20 protein-coding genes and 1 tRNA gene are annotated in these 19423 nt (G+C 64.5%); 15 read left to right on the top strand and 6 right to left on the bottom strand.

The features are described from left to right. Positions 1-52: 52 nt before the first annotated feature. The 15 genes from hisG (at position 53) to GGR48_RS01025 (ending at position 13492) form a co-directional block, all read left to right on the top strand. Positions 53-715 (top strand): ATP phosphoribosyltransferase, encoded by a 663-nt coding sequence (gene hisG / locus GGR48_RS01095; RefSeq protein ID WP_183949991.1) that lies wholly within the window; start codon positions 53-55, stop codon positions 713-715. Further along, positions 712-2007: a histidinol dehydrogenase gene (hisD, locus tag GGR48_RS01090; protein WP_183949989.1), complete on the top strand. Its 1296-nt coding sequence runs from the start codon at positions 712-714 to the stop codon at positions 2005-2007. Before hisG ends, hisD begins: the two co-directional genes overlap by 4 nt. Continuing rightward, positions 2004-2420: an aminoglycoside 6'-N-acetyltransferase gene (aac(6'), locus tag GGR48_RS01085; protein ID WP_183949987.1), complete on the top strand. Its 417-nt coding sequence runs from the start codon at positions 2004-2006 to the stop codon at positions 2418-2420. Before hisD ends, aac(6') begins: the two co-directional genes overlap by 4 nt. A 180-nt stretch (positions 2421-2600) precedes the next feature. After that, on the top strand, positions 2601-3056 hold the full coding sequence (gene nusB / locus GGR48_RS01080) for a transcription antitermination factor NusB (protein WP_183949985.1): 456 nt from the start codon (positions 2601-2603) through the stop codon (positions 3054-3056). A 10-nt stretch (positions 3057-3066) separates the two neighbouring features. Further along, on the top strand, positions 3067-3972 hold the full coding sequence (gene thiL / locus GGR48_RS01075) for a thiamine-phosphate kinase (protein ID WP_183949983.1): 906 nt from the start codon (positions 3067-3069) through the stop codon (positions 3970-3972). A 103-nt stretch (positions 3973-4075) separates the two neighbouring features. After that, complete coding sequence (locus GGR48_RS01070; protein WP_420854085.1) at positions 4076-6034, top strand: alpha/beta hydrolase family protein; 1959 nt, start codon at positions 4076-4078, stop codon at positions 6032-6034. Between the two features lie 287 nt (positions 6035-6321). Next, complete coding sequence (gene infA, locus GGR48_RS01065) at positions 6322-6540, top strand: translation initiation factor IF-1 (RefSeq protein WP_007403889.1); 219 nt, start codon at positions 6322-6324, stop codon at positions 6538-6540. Between the two features lie 14 nt (positions 6541-6554). Then, the gene (locus tag GGR48_RS01060; RefSeq protein WP_183949979.1) at positions 6555-7124 is read left to right on the top strand and encodes a Maf family protein; all 570 of its coding nucleotides are present in this window, start codon (positions 6555-6557) and stop codon (positions 7122-7124) included. Next, positions 7117-8067: a ribonuclease gene (locus GGR48_RS01055; protein WP_183949977.1), complete on the top strand. Its 951-nt coding sequence runs from the start codon at positions 7117-7119 to the stop codon at positions 8065-8067. The genes GGR48_RS01060 and GGR48_RS01055 overlap by 8 nt, the downstream gene beginning before the upstream one ends. Beyond that, on the top strand, positions 8064-8231 hold the full coding sequence (locus GGR48_RS01050) for a DNA gyrase inhibitor YacG (protein WP_076709552.1): 168 nt from the start codon (positions 8064-8066) through the stop codon (positions 8229-8231). The genes GGR48_RS01055 and GGR48_RS01050 overlap by 4 nt, the downstream gene beginning before the upstream one ends. A gap of 31 nt (positions 8232-8262) precedes the next feature. Then, positions 8263-8338 (top strand) — tRNA-Phe (locus GGR48_RS01045). A 440-nt stretch (positions 8339-8778) separates the two neighbouring features. Then, positions 8779-10050, top strand: coding sequence for an SIR2 family protein (locus GGR48_RS01040; RefSeq protein ID WP_183949975.1), 1272 nt, complete (start codon positions 8779-8781; stop codon positions 10048-10050). Beyond that, a complete protein-coding gene (locus GGR48_RS01035; RefSeq protein WP_183949973.1) occupies positions 10047-11771 on the top strand; it encodes an ATP-binding protein in 1725 nt (574 codons plus the stop codon). Before GGR48_RS01040 ends, GGR48_RS01035 begins: the two co-directional genes overlap by 4 nt. Before the next feature lie 169 nt (positions 11772-11940). After that, positions 11941-12408, top strand: a complete 468-nt coding sequence (locus tag GGR48_RS01030; RefSeq protein ID WP_183949971.1) for a hypothetical protein — start codon at positions 11941-11943, stop codon at positions 12406-12408. Beyond that, positions 12356-13492, top strand: coding sequence for a hypothetical protein (locus GGR48_RS01025; protein ID WP_206362533.1), 1137 nt, complete (start codon positions 12356-12358; stop codon positions 13490-13492). The genes GGR48_RS01030 and GGR48_RS01025 overlap by 53 nt, the downstream gene beginning before the upstream one ends. A gap of 242 nt (positions 13493-13734) precedes the next feature. Here the strand turns inward: GGR48_RS01025 and GGR48_RS01020 are convergent, their stop codons facing one another. From GGR48_RS01020 to GGR48_RS00995, 6 genes are all read right to left on the bottom strand, one after another. Beyond that, a complete protein-coding gene (locus GGR48_RS01020; protein WP_183949967.1) occupies positions 13735-15675 on the bottom strand; it encodes a DUF3732 domain-containing protein in 1941 nt (646 codons plus the stop codon). Continuing rightward, the gene (locus GGR48_RS01015; protein WP_183949965.1) at positions 15672-16190 is read right to left on the bottom strand and encodes a three component ABC system middle component; all 519 of its coding nucleotides are present in this window, start codon (positions 16188-16190) and stop codon (positions 15672-15674) included. Before GGR48_RS01015 ends, GGR48_RS01020 begins: the two co-directional genes overlap by 4 nt. After that, positions 16190-17314, bottom strand: a complete 1125-nt coding sequence (locus tag GGR48_RS01010) for an ABC-three component system protein (RefSeq protein ID WP_221211332.1) — start codon at positions 17312-17314, stop codon at positions 16190-16192. The genes GGR48_RS01015 and GGR48_RS01010 overlap by 1 nt, the downstream gene beginning before the upstream one ends. Positions 17315-17556: 242 nt before the next feature. Beyond that, complete coding sequence (locus GGR48_RS01005) at positions 17557-17994, bottom strand: hypothetical protein (RefSeq protein WP_183949963.1); 438 nt, start codon at positions 17992-17994, stop codon at positions 17557-17559. Further along, positions 17994-18704, bottom strand: a complete 711-nt coding sequence (locus tag GGR48_RS01000; protein ID WP_183949961.1) for a hypothetical protein — start codon at positions 18702-18704, stop codon at positions 17994-17996. Before GGR48_RS01000 ends, GGR48_RS01005 begins: the two co-directional genes overlap by 1 nt. A gap of 62 nt (positions 18705-18766) precedes the next feature. Continuing rightward, the gene (locus GGR48_RS00995; protein WP_183949959.1) at positions 18767-19414 is read right to left on the bottom strand and encodes a hypothetical protein; all 648 of its coding nucleotides are present in this window, start codon (positions 19412-19414) and stop codon (positions 18767-18769) included. Between the last annotated feature and the right edge of the window lie 9 nt (positions 19415-19423).

Here is a 19423-nt window from a genome sequence, read left to right as displayed (position 1 = left end):
GGGAGGATAAGAATTGCGATCCCCGGTGGCGGGGGTTAAGCCCCCGATCCTCATGGCCCAACCGCTGATCATCGCCGTCCCCAAGGGACGCATCCTGGCCGAGGCGCTGCCGCTGCTTGCCGCCGCCGGCATCCGGCCCGAACCGGCCTTCACCGACAAGGACAGCCGCGCGCTGCGCTTCGCCACCGATGTCCCCGGCATCGAGCTGATCCGCGTCCGCGCCTTCGACGTCGCCACCTTCGTCGCCCACGGCGCGGCGCAGCTGGGCATCGTCGGGTCGGACGTGCTGTCCGAGTTCGGCTATTCCGAGCTGTACGCACCCGTCGACCTGAAGATCGGCCATTGCCGCATCTCGGTCGCCGAGCCCGCCGCCATGGCGGAAAGCGACGATCCGCGCGGCTGGAGCCATGTCCGCGTCGCAACCAAATATCCGCACATCACCAGCCGCCACTTCGCGGCGAGGGGCGTGCAGGCCGAGTGCGTCAAGCTGAACGGCGCGATGGAGCTGGCCCCCACGCTGGGTCTGGCGCCGCGCATCGTCGACCTGGTGTCGTCGGGCCGGACGCTCAAGGAAAACGGGCTGGTCGAAGTCGAGGTGATCGAGGAGGTCACGTCGCGCCTGGTCGTCAACCGCGCCGCGATGAAGACGCGGGGCCAGGTCGTGCCGCTGGTCGAGGCGTTCCGCCGCGCCGTCGCCGAAAGGGAAGCCGCATGATCCGGCTGAACACGCAAGACGCAGGGTTCGCCGCCGCCTTCGACGAACTGGTCGATGCCCGTCGCGAGAGCGATGCCGATGTCGCGCGCGACGTGCAGGTGATCCTGCGCGCGGTCCGCGACGATGGCGAGGCGGCGGTGGCGGCCTTCACCAAGCAGTTCGACGGGCACGACCTGGCCGAGACCGGCTGGCGGATCGAACCGGCGGATTGCCGCGCGGCCTATGACGCGCTGGAGCCCGAACTGCGCGCCGCGCTCGATCTCGCCGCCGCGCGCATCCGTGCCTATCACGAAAAGCAGAAGCCGACCGACACCGACTATGTCGATGCGCAGGGCGTCCGGCTGGGTGCGCGCTGGACGGCGGTGGATGCGGCGGGAATATACGTGCCCGGCGGACGCGCGGCCTATCCCTCCTCACTGCTGATGAACGCGATTCCCGCCAAGGTGGCGGGGGTCGAGCGGCTGGTGATGGTCACGCCGACACCCAAGGGCGAGATCAACCATCTGGTCCTCGCCGCCGCGCATCTGGCGGGGGTGGACGAGGTGTGGCGCGTCGGCGGCGCACAGGCCGTGGGCGCGCTGGCCTATGGCGCAGGCCGCATCCAGCAGGTCGATGTCGTCACCGGCCCCGGCAATGCCTGGGTCGCCGAGGCCAAGCGGCAGGTTTACGGCATGGTCGGCATCGACATGGTGGCTGGCCCCTCCGAGATCGTCGTCGTCGCGGACGGCAAGAACGACCCCGACTGGATCGCGGCCGACCTGCTGAGCCAAGCCGAGCATGACACTGTCACCCAGTCGATCCTGTTCACCGACGATGCCGGTTTCGCCGAGCGCGTGGCGGACGCGGTCGACCGGCAAATCCCGGAACTCGCGACCGCCAGCGTCGCGCGCACCGCCTGGGACGCGAACGGCGCGATCATCGTGGTCGATTCGCTGGAAGCCGCCATGCCGCTGGTCGACCGGCTCGCGCCCGAGCATCTCGAACTGGCAGTGGACGACCCGCAAGCGCTGTTCGACCGCTTACGCCATGCCGGATCGGTGTTCCTGGGCCGCCATACGCCCGAGGCGATCGGCGATTATGTCGCGGGGCCCAACCATGTCCTGCCGACCGGCCGCCGCGCGCGCTTCGCCAGCGGGTTGTCGGTGCTCGACTTCATGAAGCGCACCAGCTTTCTCGGCCTGACCGAGACGGCGCTGAACGAACTCGGCCCCGCCACGGTGGCGTTGGCGCATGCCGAGGGGCTGCCCGCCCATGCCAAGTCGGTGGCGCTGCGGCTGCGGCTCAACCGGTGATCGTCGCGCCCGCCGCGCCGGAGCATCGGGAGCGGTGGCTGACGCTGCGGGCGACGCTTTGGGGCGAGGAAGCGGGCGATCCGGCGGACTTACCCGAGGGCGACGGAAACTTCGTTGCGCTGGCGGATGACCGGGTCATCGGCTTTGCCGAGGCGGCGGTGCGGCAGGATTACGTCAATGGCTGCGATGGATCGCCGGTGCTGTTTCTGGAAGGGCTGTTCGTCGATCCGGGCCATCGTCGGCGCGGCGTTGCGCGTGCACTGATCGCGGCGGTGGCGGATTGGGGTCGGGCGCGGGGCTGTTCGGAGTTCGCATCCGATGCGGAACTGGACAACACTGACTCCCATGCGATGCACCGCGCGCTGGGGTTCGTCGAGACAGAGCGGGTAGTGTATTTTCGTCGGGAATTGTGACGTCTGGCATCCCTTGGCCTTCGACTTCGCTCACGCTGAACGGAGCGAAAGGATTGAGACCCAGCATACCAACCTCCGTTCAGCCTGAGCGAAGTCGAAGGCCACGCCCTGCCCCCCGCCGCAACACCCCCGCTCCCAAAATACGTGACGAATTGGCGACAGCCCGGTAAAGGCCCGCCAATGACTCGTCCCACCGCCCGTACCCAGGCGCGCGCCGCCGCGCGCCTTGCCGCCGTTCAGGCGCTTTACCAGCATGACATGGAACAGACGCCGCTGGCCACGCTGCTCCACGAATTCCACAATCACCGCATCGGCGCGACGATCGAGGATGTCGAATATGCCGATGCCGATATCGATTTCTTCGACGACATCGTGAAGGGCGTGCAGGCGCGCCTGGGCGAGATCGACGTGATGATCGAGGGCAAGCTGGCCAAGGGCTGGACGCTGAACCGGCTCGACAAGCCGATGAAGGCGATCCTGCGCGCCGGCACCTATGAACTGATCGCGCGGCATGACGTGCCGGTCGGTGCGGTGATCAGCGAATATGTCGATGTCGCCCACGCTTTTTACGAAAAGCGCGAATCGGGCTTCGTCAACGGCCTGCTCGACGCGATCGCCAAGGTCGCGCGCACCTGATCCTTTCCCGATGACCGAGGCGGAGTTCATCGCCGCATTGCGCCGGATGCCGCTGCATCCCGGCGCGCATGGCCTGATGGACGACAGCGCGGTGATCGATGCCGGGCCGCTGGTCGTCACCACCGACACGCTGGTCGAGGGGGTGCATTTCCTGCCCCAGGACCCGCCCGGCGATGTCGCGTGGAAGCTGGTCGCCACCAACCTCTCCGACCTTGCCGCCAAGGGGGCGTTGGTCGAGGGGGTGCTGCTCAACTATCCGCTGGGCGATTCCGCCTGGGACCATGCCTTTCTCGACGGGCTGTCGCTCGCCCTTGCCCGCTTCGACGCGCGGCTGATCGGCGGCGACACGGTGTCGTTGCGGGGTCCCCGCGTGCTGACGCTCACCGCCTTTGGCCGCGAAGCCGCCGCCCCGGTGCGCAGCGGGGCGCGGGCCGGCGATGCGCTTTGGGTGACGGGTACGATCGGCGATGCCGGGCTGGGACTGGCCATCGCCATGGGCGGCACCGGCCCCGAGGCCTTGCGCGACGCCTATCGCCGCCCCCAGCCCCGGCTGACGGAGGGTCGCGCGCTGGCACCCGTCGTCCATGCGATGATGGATGTCTCGGACGGTCTGCTGATCGACGCCGCCCGCATGGCGCAGGCCAGCGGTCTGGCCGTCACCATCGATCTCGATGCCGTGCGCCTCTCCCCCGCCGCGCGCGCGCTTGGCGGAGAGGACCGGGCGGCACGGCTGGCCGCCGCGACCGCTGGGGATGATTACGAACTCCTCTTCGCGCTGCCGCCCGACGTTACGCCGCCGGTCGCCGCCACGCGGGTCGGCCGGTTCGATGCCGGTGCGGGCCTGAGCCTGTTCGACACCGCCGGCCCGATCCCCCTGCCACCGCGCCTGGGCTTCGAGCACGCAGCCCCACGCTGAATTTGCTTTCTCGCCGCCGCCGCCCGGTGCTAATCTGCATCAGCCGGACATAGGGGAGAGCGTCCGGCCAAGGGGGGATTGCGTGACCAAGGGTGTGATGAAGATGCTGGGCGCGTCGGTGACGGCGCTCGCCCTGATGAGCCTGACCGCGATGACGCAGGACAAGGCCGCGCCGCCGCCTGCGACCGACACGCCCGCGCCCGCACCGGCGGCCGCCGGCCCCGTTCCGGTCGAGGCCTTCGCGCTGCTGCCCGAGTTCGAAAGCCCCGCGCTGTCGCCCGACGGCACCCGCATCGCCGCCAAGCGCGCGCTCAACGGCAAGCAGTTCCTGATGGTCGCGCCGCTGGTCAAGGACCATGGCAAACCCGCGCTCGCCGCGCTCAGCGACAAGGTCGACGTCAACTGGTGGCGCTGGGTCAATGACGAATGGCTGGTCGTCGGGCTGGGCAGCCAGGACGTGATCCAGGGCGAGGAATATTATGTCACCCGCCTGATCGGCATCCGCGCCGACATGACCAAGATGGTGCGGATCGACTGGGAGAATTCGGGCTTCCGCGCCGATGAGGTGCTGTGGACCGCGCATGACGGCACCCCGCGTATCCTGTTCGCCAAGCAGACCGGCATCTACAACATGTCCGACGTCTATCCGTCGGTCTATGAGGCGGATGTCTCGACCGGACGGGTCAAGCGCATCGCCAGCGGCCAGACCGATGTGTGGGACTGGTATGCGGACGGCCAGGGCCAGCTGCGCATGGGTGTGCGCTACAGCGACGAGACGCGGCAGAAGAGCATCCTCTATCGTCAGACAAATGCCGAATCCTTCCGCACCATCGCGCGTGCCAATGGTCGCAAGGACGAATCGGTGCTGATCCCCAGCATCTTCCGCGCCGACGGCACCGCGCTCGCGATCGACGACAGCGACGGCTATGACGCGCTCTACGAGGTAACGCTCCCCGACCTGAAGCTGGGCCGCAAGCTGAGCAGCGTGGCCGGCTATGACATCGACGGCGTCATCCGCAACGCCGATGGCAACGACATCGCCGCCATCCGCTATACCGACCAGCGCTATCACGATGCCTGGACCGATCCCCGGATCAAGGAATTGCAGGACCTGATCGACAAGGCCGTCACCCCGCGCCGTGCCGAGATCACGTCCTGGGACAAGGCGCGCGACCGCTTCCTGGTCGAGGTCGGCGGCCCCTCCCAGGCGGGGGCGCTCTATTACTGGGACATCGCCTATGGGAACATGCAGTTCCTGACCTGGAACAACCCGCAACTGCGCGGACGGCGCCTGTCGCCGGTGCGCAGCGTCACCTATACGGCGCGCGACGGCACCAAGATCGAGTCGGTGCTGACCCTGCCGCGCGGTCGCAGCGACAAGAATCTGCCGCTGATCGTGCTGCCGCATGGCGGGCCGTTCGCGCGCGATTCGGAAAGCTGGGACTGGTGGACCCAGTATCTCGCCGAGCTGGGCTATGCGGTGATCCAGCCCAATTATCGCGGCTCGTCGGGCTATGGCACCGACTTCGCCAGGAAGGGCGAGGGCGAATGGGGCCTGAAGATGCAGGACGACCTGAACGACGCCGTCACCTATCTGGCCAAGGAAGGGATCGCCGACCCCAAGCGGGTGTGCATGGTCGGCGCGTCCTATGGCGGTTATGCCGCGATGCGCGCGGCGCAGCGCGACGGGGCGCTGTATCGCTGCGCCATCTCCTATGCCGGCGTGTCCGATCTGCAGGCGATGAAGCGCTACGACTCGCGCTTCCTGTTCAGCAAGACGCGTGCCGACTGGCTGCACAAACAGGCCCCGGATTACCGCGCCGTCTCGCCCCGTTTCGGTGCCGCCGACATGACGATCCCGCTGCTGATCGTCCATGGCAAGGAGGACAAGCGCGTGCCCGTCAACCAGTCGCGCATGATGGTCGCCGCGCTGAAGGCGGCGGGCAAGCCGGTGAACTATATCGAACAGCCGCTGGCCGACCACCACTTCACCCGCGGCGAGGACCGGCTGGAATTCCTGAAGGCGATGGCGGCGTTCCTGGCCAAGTATAATCCGGCGTAAGGGCGCCAATTCCTCCCCTGCAAGGGAAGGTGGCAGGCCGAAGGCCTGACGGAGGGGTGTCCCGGTAGGCGAGGAAAGACCTCACTCACCACGGCTGATACCCCTCCACCAGCTTCGCTGGTCCCCCTCCCCTTACAGGGGAGGAATTAGGGGCCAAACAACCTTGCCCCACGCCTAACCCACCCCCATATCCGGGACTGATTCGGCGCGCCTTTCCTTTTGAGGCCATTGCGGCTATGGCGGCGCCTCTTCGACATACCCTATAACACGACGAACCGAGGTATTTTTTGGCCAAGGAAGAACTGCTCGAGATGCGCGGCCGCGTGGTGGAACTCCTCCCCAATGCGATGTTCCGCGTCCAGCTCGAGAATGATCACGAGATCCTGGGGCACACGGCGGGCAAGATGCGCAAGAACCGCATCCGCGTGCTGGTCGGCGACGAAGTGCTCGTCGAGCTGACGCCGTACGACCTGACCAAGGGCCGGATCACCTACCGCTTCAAGTGACCGACCGGCCCCCTATGCCGATCGTCCTTGCATCCTCCTCCCCGCGCCGCCGCGATCTGCTGGCGCGGCTGGGAGTCGTGCCCGACCGCGTGGCCTCGCCCGACATCGACGAAGCGCCGCGTCCCGCCGAGCTGCCCCGTAGTTATGCGCTGCGGTTGGCGGTGGAAAAGGCGCACGCGGTTGACCGTGCCGAGGGTGAGATCGTCGTCGCGGGCGACACCACCATCGCGCTGGGCCGCCGTATCCTGCCCCCCGCCGAGACCAAAGAGGTGCAGCGCAAGCTGCTGCGCCTGATGTCCGGGCGGCGGCATCATGCGCTGTCGGCGGTGTGCGTCATCGATGCGGGCGGCACGGTCCGCACCCGGCTGGCCGACACGATCGTCGCGTTCAAGCCCCTCTCCGACGACGAAATCGACGCGTACATCGCGTGCGGCGAAGGGCTGGGCAAGGCCGGAGGCTATGCCATCCAGGGCCGCGCCGAGGCGTTCGTCCGCTTCCTGCAAGGCAGCCATTCGGGCGTGGTCGGCCTGCCGTTGTTCGAGACCCGCGCCCTGTTGAAGTCCGCCGGACTGCCGCTTGTCTGAATGGCTCTATGAGGCCGGGATCGGCGAGACGCGCGCCGCGCTGGTCGAGGACGGCCGGATTGTCCAAGCCGCGATCGAGCTGACCGGCACGCTCACGGTCGGCACCGTGGCCGAGGGGCGGCTGGTCGAACTGCTTCCCGGTCGACAGGGCCGGGTGACGTTGGCGCAGGGCGGCGACGTGCTGCTGGCGCCGGTGCCCAAGGGGATGACGCAAGGGTCGGCACTGACCGTCATCGTCACCCGCGAGGCGATTCCCGAACGCGGCCGATCCAAGCTGCCCAAGGCGCAGGTCGCCCCCGAAGATGCCCTCCCCGCCCCCGGCCCCGATCTGCGCATGCGAATCGCCGCGACCGGCTTTCCGGTCCGCGAACTCCTGGCCCATCAGCCCGACGATCTGGAAGCGGCGGGCTGGTCCGAACTGCTCGACGAGGCGGTGACGGGCGAGATCGGCTTCGGCGCGGGCGTGCTGCGCATGACGCCGACCCCGGCGATGACCTTGTTCGACGTCGACGGCTCGCCCCCGCACGAGCCGCTGTCGATCGCCGCTGCCCGCGCGGTGGCGGAGGCGATCCTGCGCCACGGCATTGGCGGGTCGATCGGCATCGACTTCCCCACGCTGGAGGGCAAGGGCCCGCGCCAGGCGGTGGCGGAGGCGCTGGACGCCGCGCTCCCCCTTCCCTTCGAGCGGACGGCGGTCAACGGCTTCGGTTTCCTCCAGATCGTCCGCCCGCGCCCGCGTGCGTCGATCCCCGAGCGACTGGGCATCGACCCGATCGGCGCCCGCGCCCGCGCGCTGCTGCGCCAGTGGGAGCGCGAGCCGCCCGGCCCCGCGCCCGTGCACCGGCTCTCCGCCACCCTCTATGATCGATTGATGGCCAACCCCGACTGGCGCGACGAACTCGCCCGCCGCACGGGCCGCCCGCTGCAACTGGAACGCGCATGACCACCTGCCCCATCTGCGACAAACCGACCGCCGCCGAGCACGCGCCCTTCTGCTCGCGCGGATGCAAGGACCGCGACCTGCTGCAATGGCTGGGCGAAGGTTATCGCATCCCAGTCAAAGAAAATGACGAAGAGGGGCTGGACAGCGGCGAAAGCCACCCGTAAAGGCACGCCTCCAATCGCAATCGCGGTGTGGGCCCAAGTAGCTCAGTTGGTAGAGCATGCGACTGAAAATCGCAGTGTCGGTGGTTCGATCCCGCCCTTGGGCACCATTTTTCCCTATATCGATGTTGGCGCTAGCTAACCCTGCCCTTAGTATAGCCTTATTATGCCCCTGGTGCAGCTTCTTGAGCACCCAATGGGAGCTCCAACAGCCTAAAATAGGCGCAACACTGCGAAGACGGCCGTCTGGATATGCCCGGCGATTCTTTCGCTCGCGGTACTCTCTGAAGCAGATCCACTGTGGCGCCAGCGACTCAAGGAGCCTCGGCGTCATCGCTGGATAACGAACTTCCCGACAAATGCTCGGAACAGACCGGATCGTCTGCAAAGCAGAAAACGGAATATCGGCAGCGGGCCGAGCTCCTCTGCCGGCTTCTGAACGTTCATAGGCTGAAAAGCTGGCCCCGCGTAATTACCCATGCGTTGAGATATTTACTCGCCACGACAGGACCTTCCGTTACGATACGCTCTCCATCGAAAAGGAGGGGCAATGCCATACTGGGATGATCGCGCAGCAAGCATGTCGAACATCCGACTGTACATGCCTCGCGGTGGTTGGCGTACGGCCGTTGAGGAGGTACCGGAAGATTTAGATGCCGTAGCCAGGAAGGGCGCATCCAGCGAGATCGGAAGCATCCTCCTCAATGTCCTGAATGCGACCAACGTCGTCGTCCTGACCGGCACCGGATCGTCGTTCGCAGCCAGCAATGCACCAGGACGACCGACGCCCGCCGGAATGGGCGACGTCTGGACCGCCGTGCAGCAAGCTGTCGGCATGCCGGAGTTCAATGCGGTGGTCGCAACCTTTGGTGAGGCGCGGGTCGCGGGGAACATCGAAAAGCTGCTCACGCTGTGCAAGCTCTATCTCGAGCTGCACACCGGCAATTTCGGCGATCCCGAGTACAACCGGATGGCGACTTTCGCACGCAGGGCCGAGGATGCGATCCTCCACCGCGTTGACTTCGTGGATGTCGACACCCGGCTCGATGCGCATGGCGCCCTCATCCAGAAAATCGGGCGGCGCGGGGTACGCAAACCCCGGGCCAAGCTGTTCACGACCAACTACGACCTCTGCTTCGAGGAGGCCGCCCGCAGATCCCGCTTCGTGCTGATCGACGGCTTCTCCCATCATCTGGATCAGACGTACGATCGCACCAACTTCGGACTCGACGTCGTCCGCCGCGACATGGGGCGCGACAGTCCTGACTACATCCAGAACGTCATGCAGTTCTACAAGCTGCACGGCTCACTCGACTGGCGACGCGTAGGAGGCGAGATCCTACGGACCCGAGCGTCCGAGGGCACGCCGGTCCTCATATACCCCCGCTCGAGCAAGTATCAGGAGAGCTTCGACGCTCCCTATCTGGACATGCTCTCCGCCTTCCAAGCCGCCCTGCGCGAACCCGACACCGCGCTGCTCGTGTCCGGCTTTGGCTTCAACGACGATCACATCAGCAGCCCCATCATGTCGGCGGTGGAGTCCAACATGTCGCTCAGGGTCGTCGTCTGCGACCCGGCGTTCATATCATCGGATCGGCTTGACGCGGGGGAGTATGAGATCGAAGGCCTGCAGCCTCCCGCCAACAGGTTCCTCGCCGGCTTCAAGCGGCTGGCGGATTCAGGTGATGCCCGGGTCCATCTCATGAACGGCCGGTTCCAAGACGTCGCCGTCGCGCTTCCCGATCTGGTGGGGGAGACCGATCGTGAGCGTCATGTCCAGAGGATGAGAAGCCTGCGGGACGCTGCCGAGGGCGTGGCATGACCCAGGTGAATCCGATCGATGCCGACCGCTACGTCGGTACGGTGACGCAGGTCACGGCCGCCCACGTTAACGTCAATCTTCCCAACGCGTCTCTTGGACGAGAGCGGCGCGGCACCTCGCTGGGCGCCGTGGGCGACTTCGTGTTCGTGGACTGCGAACGCTCCTACGTCCTTGGAAGGATCGTAGAAACCAGGTTGCCCGACGGTGAACGGTTGACGGTCGAACCTAAGGTCGGCGACGCAGGCGCGATCAACCCGATCGGCCGCATCCAGCTCCTTGCAGCGGTCGAGCAAGGATCCAATCGGCTCAAGCGCGGTCTGGTCCAGTTTCCTCGGATCGGAGACGGCGTGTATCTTGCCGAACCGCGTCTGCTGGCCACCCTTATCCGCAACGCGGTGGCGGGCTCCGACGATCTCACGCTCAGCATCGGCAGGATCGACACCGCCGACGGCGTCGACGTGTGCCTGCCTCCGGACCGGCTGTTCGGTCGCCACTGCGGTGTCTTCGGTGCGACGGGCGGCGGAAAGAGCTGGACGGTCGCGACGCTGGTCGAGCAGATCAAGAGCGCCGGCGGAAAGGCGATCGTGCTCGATCCCACTGGCGAGTTCAGCGGCATGGCATGCGTCGACACCGTCTTCACGTTCGATGCCGCCCAGGAGCATCAGGAGCAGGTGCACTTCCCGTATCGTCACATGACGGAGGACGATCTCTTCTCTCTGTTCCGTCCCTCGGGACAGAGCCAGGGTCCCAAGTTGCGCGAGGCCATCCGGAGTCTGAAGCTCGTCAGTGCGATGCAGGCCGGTCCACCCGAAGGCGTCGTGGTGCAGGAAGGCGTGATCATGAAGCGGGGACAATCCCGCGCAGCCTTCTTCAACGCCGTGCGCCAGCACGCGGCCGCCCTTCAGGCTCCGGGGTGCGAATTCGACATTGAGCGTCTGGCCGACCAGGTGCGGGCGGAGTGCGTTTTCCTCACCGGAGACATGGGCCGTTTCGGCAACGCCGATCAGGGCAGCATCGCGTTCTGCGAGACGCTCGTAGCCAGGATCAACACGCTGACGGCATCGCATGAACTCAGATGCGTGTTCGGGCGCGAGGGTCTCTCCCTCGTGGAGGCGATCCGCGCCTTCGTCGCCGACGATGCCAGCGACGTCGCCGTGGTCTCGTTCCGAGACGTGCGCTTCGAACACGGTACCCGTGAAATCCTCCTGAATGTCATCGGTCGGTTCCTTTTGACGGAGGCTCGATCAGGAACATTCAGGGCGGCACCGCTGGTCGTCTTTCTGGACGAGGCGCATCAGTTTCTCGGCCGAACGGTCGGAGACGACTACGCATCGGTCAAGCTCGATGCGTTCGGCATCATCGCGAAGGAGGGCCGGAAGTACGGACTGACCTGCGTGCTGGCCACGCAACGACCGCGCGACGTACCCGCTGACGTGCTGAGCCAGCTCGGCACCCTGATTGTCCATCGCCTCACCAACGACCAAGACCGCGAGACGGTGGAGCGCGCTTGTGGGGATCTCGACCGCGGGGCTGCACAGTTCGTACCGATGCTCGCGCCGGGAGAGGCGATCGTAATCGGACCCGAACTGCCTGCGCCGGTGCCCATCTTCGTACGCCGACCCTCGTCGCCACCCGACTCGAGCGGCCCCTCCTTCCAGTCCTCTTGGAAAGAGCGTCGACTGAGGCGTGCAGGTGATGAACCTGAAGCCGCGCAGGTCTGACATGCGCGACATCGACCAACACGGAACGACCACTTCGGCAAACAGGTGGGCGAAGACGAATGATTCCGTCAGGGGTCGAGCTCGAGCGGCAATGCTCGTCGCGTGCAAAATATTCAGAGACAATAATCTGTTGCTGCTGGGAGTTATAGGTATGATCTAAGGAAATTACATGCAGACCAAAGTTTCCATGCCGATCGGAACGGAATATCAGATCACTTCTAGAGTAATGTCTAAGTTGGACGACCTTCCTGCTAACATACCGGTCAGTTTTTTCTCGCTGATTCACGACATGGGCTTCGTCGGCGATGACCGCACCGAGTTGACATCTGCCATCCGGCGGCTTGCTCAAGCAGGCCGCATCCTGATGCCTGAGGATAATGACGAGATCGATCTCTCGACGCCGTTGCAGTCTTCGAGACTGACCAACGGGTATTCCACCATAGAGCATGCCATCGCTGTTTTCGGCGCTCCACTGTCAGAGACAGCCAACGGTGCCATGACCGTTCTCACCTATCGCCTCCACCCTCATCGATGCCGAATGCCGATCGAAGCGCAGCATCTGGCGGGCTTCATGCTCGAATTCGGTGAAGACGGTCTTCTCCGCCGAATTGCCAACACGCGGCTTACTCAGTCGTAATCATCAGTTAACAGCAATCAGGCATGATCCCAGCAAGGGGAAAATCATGTTAAAAGCAGATTGCTACGTTAAATTACTTTCGACAGCCCAAGAGGCATTCGGCGCCGCCCGTCAAGAAGCATGGGACAATATGGTCGGCGATGCCCCCATCGAAGAGGATCAACTGTTCTGGTTGATCGACACGGCCTTACCAAGACTAGAGAAGCATTGGATCCCGCTGATGAAAGGCTCAGGCATCTCCATGCGACTGTCAGGGGTTTTCTGCCACAAGACCCCGCTTGCGGTCTATGATGACAGCAAAAACCCTTCAGGGCCGAAAATACGACGAGAACTCGGCGACCTTCTCCTGGTACATGATCGCATTGGACGAAACGCAGGACGCCAAGCCCTCTTGATGCAGGCAAAGCGGATGGAGAACACCCTGTTGAAGGCTGACAATCCGGAGCAGGCTCGACTGTATTCGGAGTGGCCGCCCTTCAAACTTCGGGGTCAGGGGGGTAATGGATCGAACTTCATCGATGGCGACCGCCACTTCGACGGTTGCCGAGATGGCGTTCGCTACCTGATCTTCGACGATGCTCGCTATCCAAGCCACAAATCAAGGTGCTGCAATTGGTGCTACTGCCCTTGGTGTGATTCGGCCTGTGATCATGTAAATGGTTGGCTGGTCAGTGATCCGCGCGGGACCGTAGGCCTCCCTGGCAGCGAAGACCTTGCAACGACGTTCGTCAACATGCTCTTCAATGTGTACCCTCCCCGCGGAAAGGCGACGAAACGCTATTTGCCGACTGACACGCTGAAACTTGGCATAGATGAAGACTTCGACGTCACGGTACACGAACTCCTGACAAAGACCTTTAGCAAGGATTTGTTGACGACGAAGCGAGGACGTCACGCGCGAAGGCGTGGCCAAGAAACCAGTTTCATGGGCGTCGATTCGCTCGGCTTGATATCCGACAGCCCTCTGGCATTTCTAACCGCCGCAGTGGGATCTGGAACCGAACCTCCGAAGTCTGAACGCGTCGACACCGAAGGAGAGGGCGGGCCGATCGCCATCGTGCTCGTGGAGACATTCGCAGACTAATTATTATAGCGGCTTGTATCTCGCATGCATCTTCCGGGTAAGCGTACTTTAACTGACACCATGCTATAGGCCTATCATCGGGGATGCTGGCCGCCTTTTACGAGGAAGCGATCAATACGTTAGGGCAAAATTTCTTGTGCGACCAGTCATAAGACTATTCGTATAACTTGTCGCATGGGGTGGTTCGGCCGGGGTGTGGGTCTGCGAAATCATCAACCGGTGCAAGGTGTCGATCGAAGCGTTCAATCTAGATCCTTCAACCACGGCACCGGAACCAGCTTGATGCCATCGCGCCAGCGTTCCTGCACCGAGTCCTGAAACCAGTCCTGCATGAGGTCCACATGGTCCGTCACGACGATCTGCATGTTCGGCACCAGTCGGTCGCAGTACTCCCAAAGCAGCCGATACAGGCGCGCGACAGCGACCTGATCCTCATCGTCGACGCCGCCGATCTCGCCCACGTCGCGATCACGGGGATAGTGCGCCTGTGAAGGCTGGTCGAGCATGAGGAACGCTGGCACCGGACGATTGCGCGCACGGAAAAGCTTGTGAAGCGCGAGATGGGTCGCGACGTGATAGCCGACCCAGTTCTCGCCGCTGCCGATCTGCGAGAGCGGCAGCGGACCGGTCAGGGTGTCCGCCACGATGGTGAGATGTCGCCTGTCCAGTCTGACGTTGCGGTCACCATGCTCCAGCTGGAGTTCCGTCGCCCAATCCGTCAGGTCCCGCCCGATGAGATTCAGGGCGGTGATCAGGCGTTCCTCCAGCGCTCCCTGATCCAGCGCCCGATCCAGTTCATCCAGTTCGGCCCTGATTCGGGAGATGCGCATGCCCAGCGTTCGGTCCTCCACGACCGCGTGGACGTTCTCCAGGAAGTACTCGATGCGTCCGCAGAGACGGGCCTGCTCGGTCAACTGGTCCTGCTCAATGCGCAACCGCTCGTTCTGGGAGATACGAGCCTGTATGCCGGTCTGCACCGCCGAAAGTTCACCGTCGATCGCCGTACGCCGCTCCTCGAGTTCGGCGATCCGCTTCTGCAAGCGTGGATTGTCCCGACGTGCGGTCGCCAGTTGGAGATCCAGCCCCTCCAGCGAACGCTTCAATTCAGCGACGGCCGGTATGGGAGCATCGAGGTGGCCGGCACAGAGGGGGCACGTGTCGATGGGGCCGCTCGCGCCGTTGACCAGTCCGATCGAGACGAGCCTGGCCTCCTGCTCCCTCCCTTCGACCTCGAAGTCGGAAACCTCCATCCTGATCCGCTGCAGTTCCCTTATTTCGTTCCTGATCTCCTGAAGCTCGCCACGCAGCTTCCGACGGCTATCCTCGAGATCCGCGAGATCGGTCCCGGCACGGTCTGAGCGGGCATAGGACATGGTCCTCGGAGCCGATGCCTGCCTGAGAAAGGCACGCGTCTCCTCGACCCCGTCGGGAACAGGCCCCGAAGCGAGTCCAAGACGGCGTGCTTCCGTCGCGAGGGTACGGGCGGTCTGCGACGCGTCCTTCGAAAGGGCCTTGGCCTCCTCGAGTTCCCGCACGAGCCTGCGCAGACGCGCACGGGCATCCTGCCGGCGTCGCTGCTTCAGATAGTGGTCGTCCTCTATCGCCCCGACGAAGTAGGGGATCGCGTCCTTGATCGCCTGCGGCAGGCGTTCCTCGCCCTGACGATGGAAGAGCTGTCGCTTGTTCGCGATCTCGTCCTGCTCCTGCAGGCAGAAAAGTATGGCCTGACTTGCCGAAGCCTCCAAAGGGACACGTAGGGCTCCAGGCTCGGGCACGAACAGGTTCTCAGTGATGCCGAGCAGCGCCGAAAGCGTCGACCTCAGACCGTCGAGCGTCTCCGTCTTCACGAACCGATCAGGATTTTCGGGGAAGTCGTCAACGTTCCGCTCGACATATATCTGGTCGCTTCCTCGCGGACCGAACGGCGCGTTTGCCCGGGCCACCAGCACGCCTTCCCCATCCACGTCGAACAGCACCGCGAACCATGATACAGCGCGCCTGATCTCACCTCCGGGTATCACGGCCTCTTCCCGTCCCCAGCAGTAGTCGACGATCCCGAGAAGTGCGGACTTGCCAGTCTTGGCGGCACCTGTGACGATGTTCAACCGACCAAGGTCGAACCTGACGTCGCGCCGCTCCCCATCGTTCGAGTAGATGGCGATACCCTGAAGCTGCATCGTCATGGTCGCACTCCGAACCCCTGAAGCACGGACGCCGTGCCCGCCTGTGCCCCGAACCAGCGCCCCAGAAGCGCCGCGGTCCGTCTGATCTCCTCGGCCTCGTCCGTCGATGCCTTCAGCTTCGCACTCAGCCTAACCGGCCGATCGCCTGTCACGATCCCGCCGTTCTGAAGGGCGATCGCGTCCACGCTCATCCCGAACATGAGCGCCTCCCTGACGACGGGCCTCAAGGCCATCACCCTTCTGGGGACATGGACGAGGATATGCTGATGGACCATCGCCCAGCTTCCGAACGCGGTGTTCGCCTTTCGTGGAAGAACGTCGCGAATGCCGGGATGAAGCGCGAGTGGCACGATCAGGAAGACCAGGGCCAGAGGCAGAGGTGCCGCCCGCACCTTGTCATAGTCTATCACCGACCGTGAGATGCACTCGAGGCAGAAGGCCGGGTTGAACAGGGCGGCCTCCTCGCGCGGCCGGGCACTCCAAGGAAGGTTCCAACGCTCCCTTGCCGCTTCCATCAGACATCGTCACCGAACAGTCGACGGAAATCACGGTGCCAGCCTACCCGAGCGTCGTTGGCGAGCATGTGATAGGAACCGACGTTGAGGAACTTGGCGGTGAGCGTGCGAAACTGGAACCGCGCCGACGTCTCAACCCAGGAATAGAGAGCCTGACCGCCTTGCTTCAGCTTGGCGTCATCGACGTCGTCGCCCTCATGGTCGTCGCACATCGCCGCATGACGCGGCTGCCATTCCTCGATCAGCATCCGTTCGAACCTTGCGAGTTCGTCGTCCAGCACGACGTGCTGTCGGGTCCAGCGCGAACGTTGTGCAAAGGCGCGGTAGAAGTCCTGCTTGGCATATCCTAGACGGTTGGAGCCCAGTCCAATCCCGCGTAGCTGCTTCACAAATCGGAGATCCTCATAGCTCGCGATCTCATCCGAGGTCGGTTCCGCGAACTCCATATCGGCGACCAGCGCGTCCCGCTTGAGCAGATCCCTGATCTCATCCAGCTTGGTCTCGATGGATGACAGTGGCACCGCTTCAGGCGGGACGGCCGTCAAGGCTCTGCATACGCGTGGCCACCACCAACCCTCCAACATCTCCCGAGCGATCGCAGCCTTCCCGCTAGGCGCGTTGAAACGCAGTTCGTATTCCAGCGCGTGCTCGAGATCGACCAGCGTCGGCTGGCCGTCGAGGATCTCGATGGCACTCAGCAACGACAGCTGCATGCGCTCGGTCAGCCGTTGAAAGGCGTCGAAGGCAGGGCGAAGCGAGAGGTTCCGAGACGTCGTTGCCACGCCGATCAGCACGTCACGCACGGCGCGAAGGTTGGCACCTGCTCCTTCACCATCTGTACGTCCAGGCCGGAGCATGGAAGCCGCCGATCCTTCAGGTGCCCTCGCAGTCGTGACGAGCAGCAACTTGACCCGTGAAGGCAGAGACGGGTCGGCTGCCGCCGCTTCCGACCAGACCCTCAGGGTCTTCCAGAGATCGGCGCTGGAATCGGATAGGCTTGCTGCCCGGGTCAGATGGTGCTTGGCCTGTAGACGCTCAACCGGTTCCCCGTCGCTCGCGAAGGCCACGTCGTCGAGTTGTTCGATCGACACCTCCAGATCCACACCGGTGTTCAGGTGCGGCATGCAACGATAGAGCGCCAGCCGGGCCTGATAAAGGTAACCGGCCGCCGAAGGCGCTGCACCGAAGATGTTGGTCCCCGCGATCGTTCAATCTCCCTCCGACCATTCGGGACTTTTGGAGCCAGAATGTCAACCTACTGGAACGCGCTGGCTCCGACAGACGGCGAAACGTAGCAGTCCCTCCCGGTTGTTCTTGACACACGCCCTTGTCCAAACGCCCTCTGCTCGCGAACCGCATCGATGATTCACGAACCGCAGTTGAGGTGGCCCTGCCAAGTTCGTGTAAGGCCGTCGGCGGTCATCGTAATCCAAGCGACGGTTTCCGAAAACTCATGCCCCCTGCTCACCACCTTTCCGCTGTCGCGAACGACGATTCTGATCCCAACGCCGATCCAACGATCGTACGTAAAGAACAGCCCCTTCGCGTCCGCGGCCGGTTTCAACGCGACGACGATGCCGTTCCGCCTGACGGCCGCCCGGTCGTCCGCCATCGACAAGCGTGCCTTGCGGCCAGGTCCGCCCCGCCAGGTGCAGCCGGTGCCCACGGCACCGGCTTGCTCCGCGTCGGCGTGGCTCATGGGCTCCAACGGCAGCGACGATGCGGTCGAAGCGGCCTGCCTCGCATCAACCGCCATCGGCAGACACGCCGATGCCATCGTCAGGACGAGCGACCATTTCATCATCAGAACGACGCCTTCGCGTTCCTGGGGGCCGCAGCCTCGACCGCCGCAGCCGTCCGCGCCTTCAGCTCGTCACCATACCGCATGCCTTCCATCAGCTTGATCGAATGCAACGAATAGCTGCTCTCCGTCAGGAGATGCGGAAGATTCCTGTTCCCGTAAGTCACGCAGCTGGCCTCGCCCTTCGTGCAGTACAGGCCATGCACGGGATCCTCAGCGGTCGGCCGACCATACTTGGCGGATACGCTGGCGACGAACGCCGCCCGTTCCATGCGGTTCGTCGGCATCGTGTATTCGACCGAGGTGGCACGCGCGCCTTCCGGCGTGGCGGTGTACCAGACCTCGACCGTCTCACCCTGCTGCCCGCTAGCACGGGTGAACATGGGAACCCTAGTCTCGTCCACCTTGCCGGGGATGCGTTCCGCGATGCGCCTGGAGACCACCGACGCCCAGGAATCCTGCGTCGGATCGGTTGCCTGGGGCGTGAAACCTCCCGCCTTCAGCGCGGCACGCGTCTCCTCCGGCGTCATCCCCAGCTTCACGCCGGCGACGTCGAAAGTGCCGACCGACGCCCAGCGGGGGCCGCCCGTCAGGAGCCGATCGATCAGCTTCGCGGCAGGCGAGTCGGCACGCGCCTGCGCCGCGACGGGGGCGGCCGATCCCAGGACCAGAATGAGCATGGTGCCGTGGGCGACGGTCGAGGTCATCTTCATGGTCGTGTTCCTTCCTTGGCCGACGACCCGCGCCAGCAGCATCGATCGGGGTATGCGGGTGGTCAGCGCGCCAAGGGGCGCCAGCCGTCACTCCGCAGCTCGAACGGCATCGTCGATTCCTTCGGCTCGGCGATGCGCGCCTGTTCCGCCGGCGGCATGACCGGGATCGGATCGACGCCGTGATAGGTGTAGGTGACCTGGCTGACCCGATGACCGGCGAAGTCGGTCGGCTCGGTCCAGCGCACCACGTCGACAACCTCGCCTTTTGCCAGGCAGAAGGACGGCACCGAAACCATGGCGTTCGTGGCCTTGCGCTCGACCGTATGCAGATAGGGCGCGCCTTTCGGCGTCGGCGCGTAGGAGATCAGCGGCTGGCGCACGAACGCGTTGGTGGACCCGCTCCACCGTGCGGACTTCTCGAACGTCGTGCGCGTGACGAGCCCGACATTAGCCAGACCGTCCAGCATCGCGACCGCCTTTCCGTCGGAACCCGGTCCTGCCATCGGCGCCCTCGGTGAGGTGACGATCGGAAACCCCGATCCGCCAGACTCGCCCTCGATATCGTACCGCATCACGTCGATGGGATGGCAGAAGACGTCGCGGACTACGGGTCCGAGCGCGGCGGCGAACGCCTCCTTGCTCGGGGCCTTGGAATTGCCACACCCGCTCAAGCCGGTGGCGGTTGCGAAGAGCAGGACAGCGGCGGACATGAATGATCT

The sequence above is a fragment of the Sphingomonas pseudosanguinis genome, assembly GCF_014196255.1.
Classification (GTDB): domain Bacteria; phylum Pseudomonadota; class Alphaproteobacteria; order Sphingomonadales; family Sphingomonadaceae; genus Sphingomonas; species Sphingomonas pseudosanguinis.
The sequence above is the reverse complement of the archived record's forward strand: the minus strand, read 5'-3'. Positions and strand labels throughout refer to the sequence as shown.